Here is an 8,713-nt window from a genome sequence, read left to right on the forward strand (position 1 = left end):
ACCGATTCCCGACCGTCCAGACGCTGGCCCGGCATCTGCACGCACAGACCGAGAGAGCAGGGGCACCCTCATGAACGACGACATCGCGATCGTCGGCCTGGCCGGTCGGTTCCCCGGCGCCGCCGACGTCTCGGAGTACTGGTCGAACCTGGTCGCCGGGAAGACCACTGTCAGTGCGCTGACCCGGGGCGAGCTGCTGGCCGCCGGGGTGCCCGCCGACCGGCTCGACGACCCGGCGTACGTGCCGGCGCGCGGCGTCCTGGCCGACCCGGACCTGTTCGATGCGGCCTTCTTCGGCATCACTCCGAGGGAGGCGGAGACGATGGACCCGCAGCACCGGCTGCTGATGCAGACGGCGTGGGCCGCGTTGGAGTCGGCGGGGCTCGCCACCGAGCGGCCGTTTGGTCGGGTCGGCGTCTTCGCCGGGGCCGGGTTCAACTACTACGCGCTGCACCACGTGTTCGCCCAGCCCGAGGTGGTCGAGTCGCAGGGGCTGCTGTCGGTGGTGCTGGGCAACGAGAAGGACCACCTGGCCGCGAAGATCGCGTACCGGCTGGACCTGGGCGGACCCGCCATCACCGTGCAGACCGCCTGCTCGACGTCGCTGGTGGCGGTGCACCTGGCCTGCCAGAGTCTGCGCGGCGGCGACTCGGACGTCGCGCTCGCCGGTGGCGCCTGCGTGGCCGTGCCGCAGCAGGCCGGGTACCTCTACGAGACGAAGGGCATCATGTCGCCGGACGGCACGTGCCGGCCCTTCGACGCCACGGCCGACGGCACCGTGCCCGGCAACGGGGTCGCCCTGGTGGTGCTCAAACGCGTCGCGGACGCCCGCCGGGACGGGGACACCGTGTACGCGGTGATCAAGGGGTCGGCGGTGAACAACGACGGTGGGATGAAGGTCGGCTACACCGCGCCGGGCATCGCCGGGCAGATCGACGTGCTGACCCGCGCGTACGCCGCCGCCGCCGTCGACCCGGCGACCGTGGGCTACCTCGAGGCGCACGGCACTGCGACCGAGGTCGGCGACGCCATCGAGCTGGCCGCGCTGACCGAGGTCTTCCGTCGCGGCGAGCGACAGTGCTCGATCGGCTCGGTCAAGGCCAATGTCGGGCACCTCGACGCCGCCGCCGGTGTCGCCGGTCTCATCAAGGCAGCGCTGGCCCTGCACTTCCGGCAGATCCCGCCGCTCGCCGGCCTGAAGCAGGCCCGGCCCGAGCTGCTGGACGGGTCGACACCGTTCATGGTGGACACCGTCGCCCGTCGGTGGGAGGCCGTCGACGGTCCGCGCCGCGCGGCGGTCAGCGCCTTCGGTCTGGGTGGCACCAACGCGCACGTGGTGCTGGAGGAGGCCGACGGCCCGATCCCGCCGGAGCCATCGGCCGCCGACGGCCCCGCCGAGCTGATCGTGCTGTCCGCGCGGACCCCGGAGGCGGTCCGCGAGGCCGCCCATCAGGTGCATGAGAACGTCCGGCAGCGCCCCGACCTGTCCCTGCGGGACGTCGCGGTGACGGCGCAGACGTACCGCCGGCACTTCCCGCACCGGTTGGCGGTGGCCGCACGGGACGTCCCGGCGGCGCTCGCCGGCCTGCGCCGGGCGCGGGTGCGCGCGGCGGTCCGCCGACCCCGGGTGGTCTTCCTGTTCCCCGGGCAGGGCGCCGAGTTTCCCGCCATGGCGCGGGGCCTCTACGACCACTACCCGTCGGCGCGGGCCGACCTCGACCACGGGGCGGAGCTGCTGGCCCCGGTCCTCGGGCTGGACCTGCGGGACGTCCTTGTCGACGACGACCCGCACAGTGTCGTGCACCGCACGGACGTCACCCAGCCGGCCCTGGCCCTGTACGAGGTGGCGCTCGGCCGGCTGCTGCTGTCGTGGGGCGTCCGTCCGGCGGCGATGATCGGTCACTCGGTCGGTGAGTTCCCGGCCGCCGCGCTCGCCGGTGAGCTGGCCGACGACGACATGCTGCGCCTGGTCGCCACCCGGGGCCGGCTCATGCAGGACGCCCCGGAGGGTCACCTGCTGGTCGTGCTGGCGGGGCCACGCACCGTGGAGGAACACCTCGCGGGCCTGGACGCCCTCGACATCGCCGCCCGCAACGCGCCGGAGGTCACCGTCGTGGCCGGACCGCCGGCCCCGCTCGCCGCGTTCCGCGAACGCCTGGACGCGGCCGGGGTGCCCTGTCGGGGGCTGCCCGCGCAGCGCGCGTTCCACAGCCGGATGATGACCGACGCGGCCCGGCTGCTCGGCGTGGCGGCCGACCGGGTGCCCCACCGACCCCGCACCCTCCCGGTGGTCAGCAGCGTCGACGGCGCGCTGCTCGGCAGCGGCCAGGCGCGTGCCGAGGGCTACTGGGCGGCACAGTTGCGCAGCCCGGTGCGCTACCACGACGCCCTGCTGACCGCGCTGGAGCTGCCCGACCCCGTGCTCGTCGAGGTCGGTCCCGGCACCGCGCTGAGCGGCATGGCCCGGCAGACACCGCAGGGGCGGCGGGTGCCCGGGTTCGCCATACAGCCGCGACCGACGCCGCGGGCCGACGCCGCCGATGTCCTCGCCGCACTCGGCGGGCTGTGGACGGCCGGGGTGGCGGTGGACTGGCCGGCGGTGCGCGGCGACACCCCGGCGCGACGGGTGGCGCTGCCCACGTACCCGTTCGCCCGTACCCGCCACTGGCTGGAGGCGACAGCGCCACCGGCCCCGGACACCGCCGAACCGTCGCCGCCTCCCGCGGCTGCCGGGGAGAGCACGGTGGTGGGCGAGATCGTGGAGCTGTGGGGCCGGTTGCTCGGCTCGCCCGACATCGGGCCGGACACCGACTTCTTCACCGTCGGCGGTGAGTCCCTGCTGTTCATCCGCATGGTCAACCAGGTGCAGCGCCGCTTCGCCGTCCGCATCCCGATGGAGAAACTGTCCGCGCGACCCACGCCGCGCGTCCTGGCCGAGCTGGTGACCGCATGACCGACCACACCGACCTGGCACACGCCGCAGCAGTGGCGGCCGTGCTCGCCCACCGCCTCTCCGGCGCGACGTCGGTAACGGTGCGCGGCCCGCACGGCGACCACACGCTGCGCGTGCACCCGGACACCACACTGACAGAGGTACGCGCGCAGACGCGGACACCGTCACCCGAGCTGTCCCCGGTGGACGTGGTGCTGGTGACACCCGGCCCACCGGGCGGGGCGGTGGGAACGGTGGGCCCGGTGCCGGTCTGGCTCGCCGGCGACCACTGTCATCCCACCCACCTCCAGGAACGACTGGACACCCTGAGCGGATGGCTCACCGACCATCCCGACCGCCCGGTGCGCGAGGCGTCGCTCGTCGGTCCCCGGGAGCGGGCCACCCTGCTCGGCTTCAACCCCGCGCCGACGCCCGCCCCCCGGACACCCGTGCACGAGGCGATCTGCCGGCAGGCGGAGCGCACCCCGGACGCCGTCGCGCTGCGCGGCGGGGGACGCGACCGCAGCTACCGGGACCTGCTCGACGAGGCAGCGGCGCTGGCCGGGCGACTGCGCACCGAGGGCGTGGGCCCCGGCTCGGTCGTCGCCCTGTGCACCGAGCGGAGCCCGGAGATGGTCGTCGCGGTGCTCGGTGTCCTGCTGGCCGGAGCGGCGTACCTGCCGCTGGACCCGTCCCATCCGAGGGCCCGGCTGGACCTGATGCTCACCACCGCCGACGCCGCGCTGGCGCTCGCCGACGAGGAGGGACGGGCCGCGCTCGGCACCGGCGGAGCCCCGGCCGTTCCGGTGCGACCACTGGCCGGTGCCGACCTACCCGCCTTGCCCGTCGACTGGCGTGGCTACCGCGCGCCGGAGGAGGTGGTGGACGGGCTGTCGTACGTCATCTTCACCTCCGGGTCGACCGGGACGCCGAAGGGTGTGCAGATGACCCATCTGTCGCTGGCCAACCGGCTGGCGTGGATGCAGGAGGAGTACCGCATCGGGCCCGGCGACGTGGTGCTGCAGAAGACGCCGTACACCTTCGACGTGTCGGTGTGGGAACTGCTCTGGGCCTTCCTGGCCGGCGCGACGCTGGTCACGGCCGAGGCCCAGGCGCACCGCGACCCGCAGGAGATGGCCGCCGTCATCGCCCGCGAGGCGGTGACCACAGTGCACTTCGTGCCGTCGATGCTCGCCCTGTTCGTCGAGGAGCCCGGGGTCGCCGCGTGCGCAGCCCTGCGCCGGGTGATCTGTAGCGGGGAGGCCCTGCCGCCGAAGCTCGTCAACAAGCTCACCGCCACCCTGCCGACGGTGCGGGTGGACAACCTGTACGGCCCCACCGAGGCCGCCATCGACGTCACCGCCTGGCCGTGCCGCCGACCCGAACCGGACCCCACCGTCCCGATCGGCAGGCCCATCACCAACGTCACGGCATACGTGCTGAACGACGACGGTGCGCTGGCCCCGCTCGGCGTACCCGGGGAACTGGTGGTCGGCGGCGACTGCCTGGCCCGGGGGTACGCCGGACGGCCCGACCTGACCGCCGAGCGGTTCGGCACCGTGCACGTCGCCGGGCGTCCCCAGCGGGTGTACCGCACCGGCGACCTGGCCTGGTGGTCACCACAGGGGTACCTGAACTACGGCGGGCGCATCGACACGCAGGTGAAGATCCGTGGGCAGCGGGTGGAACTCGGCGAGATCGAGTCGGTGCTGAACAGTCACCCGCTCGTCGCGAACAGCGTGGTGCTGCTCCGCGACGACCTGGGTGCGGCCCCGACCCTGGTGGCGTACGTGGTGACCGAGCGGCACGCCGACGCGGGCGACGTGAGCGAGGCGGAGCTGCGGGCGTTCCTGGCCGAGCAGCTTCCCGACCACATGGTGCCGCTGCGCCACGTGGTGCTGCCCGAGTTGCCCGCCACCGCCAACGGCAAGGTCGACCGCAGGGCTCTGCCCGCCCCGCCGGCCCGGGTCCGCCGGCCGGTACGGGTCGGGTCACCCTCGGCGTAGGGCGTCGGGAGCGGAGGAATCCGCAACAGGTCCGAGGGACTCGAGCTCCTCGCGCCGGTGCTGCCGGCAACCCCGGGTCCGGCAGGCTGTACCGCGAGCCCGATCCCTTGAAGCCGAGGGTGCGTAGAGCGGGGGCAATATCGTCGCGCAGCATCGCACGATAGACGGTTTGCACGTCGCTCACGTCATCACCCGCCCTGGTCTGAGAACCAGAACCTAGCGGCAAGCATGAACGGCCCGAGACGCTGCCACGGAACCCGGCGGCGTGGCCGATGCCGAACGTGGATTGTCTGGCCGGCGCTACCACCTCGCCGGCCGGCGTGTCACCATCCGCCTCGACCGCTGCGTGCTGCACCTGCCTAACGGGTGGCCAACCAGTGACGCGCGGTTGGGTGTTCGGACCTGTCGATGTGCGGATGTCGACAACACTGCGGCAATCGCGGTGCGCAGGGTTCTTGTCAGACCATCGGGGCTTCCCAGGTGGTCAGGCAGAAGGGGTGGCCGGCCGGGTCAGCGTAGACGAAGCATTGTTCGCTATTGGGCTGGAAGTCGTATTTCGTTGCGCCGGCGGCGAGCACGCGCGCCTCGGCGGCGTCTCGGTCCTCGACCATGAAGTCGAGGTGCATCATGATCGACGCGGTGGGGTCGGGCCAGGTTGGAGGCGTGTATCCAGGCACGGTCTGGAAATTGAGCCGCCCGGCCGGGCTCTGCACGCATGCCCACTCATCGCCGATCTGCGTCATCGTCCCGCCGGTGATGTCGGCGTAGAACTTCGCCAAGCGGATGGCATCCGAACTGTCCAGAGTGACTGCGCTGAGCCGCAGGTTGTCGGACATGTCGCCTTCTTCCGGTCCAGGCCGCCAGTAGCGCCACTGACAGCATTGGCATGACGGATGGGACCGAATCGAAGTCGACAGAGCCGACACTCGAAGGTGCCTTCTCGCGAGCTCTCCCGGCGGACCACGGACCGATCGTCGCACAGCGGCTCACCCAGCACGCGACACGAAGGATCGACCGCATGATCCAGCGCACTGTTCTGTCGCAGATAACGCGCGGTCGGTCTCGTCCACCCCGTACCGGCTCATCCAACGGAACTGCCCGTAGTCGCCCTTGATGACGCTCTGAATCGGCCCGGTATCTGACTACGAAGGGATGTCTGATCTGGACGTTCGGCTCTGTAGTCGGTTGATTGCTATCGGTAGCCTGTGCTGGTGGTTGGGGCTGGGTTGGCGAGACGAATTGGCGGCTTCTGCCGCCTGTGGCGGCTTTGGCGATCTCGCCTGTTGCGGCGGAGGGCTTGGCTGGGACTGCTGCGGCGTCGGAGCGCCTCTGCGCCGTCAAGACGTGACTGGTGGGAGGCTCGCAGCGGTCGTGACCGGACCACGTCTGTTCCGCGTTCTAATCAGGACCAGCAACGCGAGCTTTGCTCGACCAAAGTCGCTGTTCTGATGTGCTTGGCTGTGGTCACACCGTCCTGGCCAGCAGAAGGAGCACGTCGATGAGACCGGGTAGCCGGCGTCGGGTTTTGCGCTGGACAGCTGGTGCCCTGGTCACGCTGCTGAGCGCTATTGTCGTGGTGACGACTGCGACGTTCGTGCCTGCCTACATGGCCGACAAGACGTTGAGCAACAAAGCTGGATACCTTGGCACAATTCTGGGCGCCGTCAGCCTCCTCGCCTTTCTGGTGCAGCAGTTGATTGGCTTGGTGCGTCGGGATAAGCCAGCCGCCGTGATCGAGCAGCTCAGATCGGAGCTCCTCCGTGAACTCAGTGCCCGGCTCCGGCAGCTTCGACGTACATCGGAACACATCGCGCTGAGTTACCGGAGCGCCGGTGAGTCATCGGATGTGGGGCTGGAGGCGCTTGCGCAGGCGGCACTACGCGGACCTCAACGTGCTGTGCTTCTGGGCCATCCCGGTCGCGGGAAGTCGTACACCGCGCTGCAGGTTGCCCTGGAGATCCTGAAACAGGATCCTGTGGTCGTGCCGCTGGTAGTCCCGGCTGGCCGCTGGATTGATGGCGAAGAGATCGACGCCTGGCTTCCAAAGTTCATTGCGACCGAGTTCAACGTATCCCGTGGCTCAGCCCAAGACCTCATCGAGTCGGGTCGAATCTTCCCGGTGCTCGACGGCATTGACGAGCTGTGCATCGATGAGACGACCGTTGAGCCTGCCGAGCGACTGCTGCGCCAACTCGCCGAGTGGCGGTTGCGCGAGGAGCCGGCCCGCTTTCTGGCCACCTGCCGGCGAGCCACTTGGAGTGCCCTCGATCAGAATCTGCGCGACCATTACACCCTGCAGGTGTACACCATCCGACCCGTCGGCTATGCCGAGGCGACAAGGTATCTGTCCCGGTCCATTGGCGGCGCGGACGTTTTCGCTCAGGCGCTCGACCTGGCGACGTCACTGCAGGATGAAGGCCGCGGAGCTCTGCTCGCCAGCCCCTGGCAGTTGAGCCTCATCGCGGAACTGGCCAGGAATCGCCTGGCTACGCATCGCACTGACCCTGGCCGCACGTTGGTCACGACGGGAGAGACTGCCAATGCCGCGTCCTTGGTAGCGAACTATGTGGAATCCGTCGGCACCGTCCGGGCAGCACTTCCGATACGACTGCGAAACGTGCTCGACCTGTGGTGGTTGTCGCATTACGCTAAGTACTTAGAGCTGAATCGGTCTTCGCAGAGGGTCGTGGCAGGGCGCACGTTGCCTGCGCGCGACATTATTCTGCACCGGCTTTGGCCGGTCGCCGGGCGGGCGGCGTTGGTCACGGATTTCATCTTGTGCGTGCTGCTGTCTGTTCCAGGGTTCGTCTGGGCGGCCATGTTTCTGTGGGATCGTGGTTGGATAGCACGTGGTGGACTTCTGTTCGGCGCCGCCGTCTGGTCGGCCATGCTCATACGAACAAGCACGAAGCCGTGGATGCCGGCCGCTACGCCGGACTGGTCACGGCTGACCGACCTGAGGTTCTCGCTGCGTCAGACCGCCACCGCACTGGTCATTGCGGTGGCGGCATGGCTGGTGCTAGGCCCGTGGATAGCATTGATAAGTTTCGTCACTGCCTGGCTTGCGATCGGTTTGACAGTCGGCTTCGGCCAGACTCTGGCGACGGACACCAGACCCGAAATCGTCGGCCCGTTGGGCGTCCTGCGCCGGGAGCGGACGGTGTCGCGACTATCGGCCGCCGTCATGTTTCCGATCCTGGCATGGGGCTTCAGCCTGCAATGGGGTGTGCTGTTGGGTGTCCCTCTGGCATTGCTCTACTGCGCGGTTGTCGGCGAGACGGTTGCTTGCGCGCTATGGCGGCGCTACGTCGCTATGATCGTCGCCTCGGCGTTCCGGCTACCGCTCGCCCCTGCTCGATTTCTGCAGCGAATGTGTGGGCTCGGATTTGTTCGCGTCGCTGGAATCGCCTACCAGTTCCGTCACGATGAGCTTTTGCGATACTTCGCCAACAATTACGATGTGCGTGACCATTTCCGACGGTCATGGCGAACTGAGGCGCCGCAGCGGTATCGGACTTCACCGCGACCGGTGGTCGAGTAGCGTAGGCGTTCTTCATGAGGTCCAGCGAGCATCGCGGGTCGGTTAACGTCAACGACTACTGATCGGGCCACCGGCCGATGTCGCCGGTCCGCCGCAGCATGCGAGCAGCCGAGTCGTGGCGGCGGGTTCGCCTTCCACGCCTCGGCCGCCGGCGGTTCGTGCTCAGGCGCGGAGGCGTTCCAGCCCGCCCAGGATCAGGTCGAGGGTGAACTCGAACTCGGTCTGGCCGTCGCA

General features: G+C 69.8%; 4 protein-coding genes. 3 read left to right on the forward strand and 1 reads right to left on the reverse strand.

Annotated elements, in window-relative coordinates; translation table 11 throughout:
• The first annotated feature begins 70 nt into the window (after positions 1 to 70).
• A complete protein-coding gene (locus KBX53_RS13120; RefSeq protein WP_210859452.1) occupies positions 71 to 2,953 on the forward strand; it encodes a type I polyketide synthase in 2,883 nt (960 codons plus the stop codon).
• Complete coding sequence (locus KBX53_RS13125) at positions 2,950 to 4,938, forward strand: amino acid adenylation domain-containing protein (RefSeq protein ID WP_210859453.1); 1,989 nt, start codon at positions 2,950 to 2,952, stop codon at positions 4,936 to 4,938. Before KBX53_RS13120 ends, KBX53_RS13125 begins: the two co-directional genes overlap by 4 nt.
• 458 nt (positions 4,939 to 5,396) lie before the next feature.
• Here the strand turns inward: KBX53_RS13125 and KBX53_RS13130 are convergent, their stop codons facing one another.
• Complete coding sequence (locus KBX53_RS13130; RefSeq protein WP_030330975.1) at positions 5,397 to 5,774, reverse strand: VOC family protein; 378 nt, start codon at positions 5,772 to 5,774, stop codon at positions 5,397 to 5,399.
• A 662-nt stretch (positions 5,775 to 6,436) separates the two neighbouring features.
• Between KBX53_RS13130 and KBX53_RS13135 the strand changes: the two genes are divergently transcribed.
• A complete protein-coding gene (locus KBX53_RS13135) occupies positions 6,437 to 8,479 on the forward strand; it encodes a hypothetical protein (protein WP_210859455.1) in 2,043 nt (680 codons plus the stop codon).
• The last annotated feature ends 234 nt before the right edge of the window (positions 8,480 to 8,713 follow it).

The sequence above is a fragment of the Micromonospora sp. M51 genome, from assembly GCF_018070305.1.
GTDB classification, from domain to species: domain Bacteria; phylum Actinomycetota; class Actinomycetes; order Mycobacteriales; family Micromonosporaceae; genus Micromonospora; species Micromonospora parva.

Coding starts and splice junctions, on each gene's coding strand:
- KBX53_RS13120 (WP_210859452.1), top strand. CDS start 71: ATGAACGACGACATCGCGATCGTCGGCCTGGCCGGTCGGTTCCCCGGC.
- KBX53_RS13125 (WP_210859453.1), top strand. CDS start 2,950: ATGACCGACCACACCGACCTGGCACACGCCGCAGCAGTGGCGGCCGTG.
- KBX53_RS13130 (WP_030330975.1), bottom strand. CDS start 5,774: ATGTCCGACAACCTGCGGCTCAGCGCAGTCACTCTGGACAGTTCGGAT.
- KBX53_RS13135 (WP_210859455.1), top strand. CDS start 6,437: ATGAGACCGGGTAGCCGGCGTCGGGTTTTGCGCTGGACAGCTGGTGCC.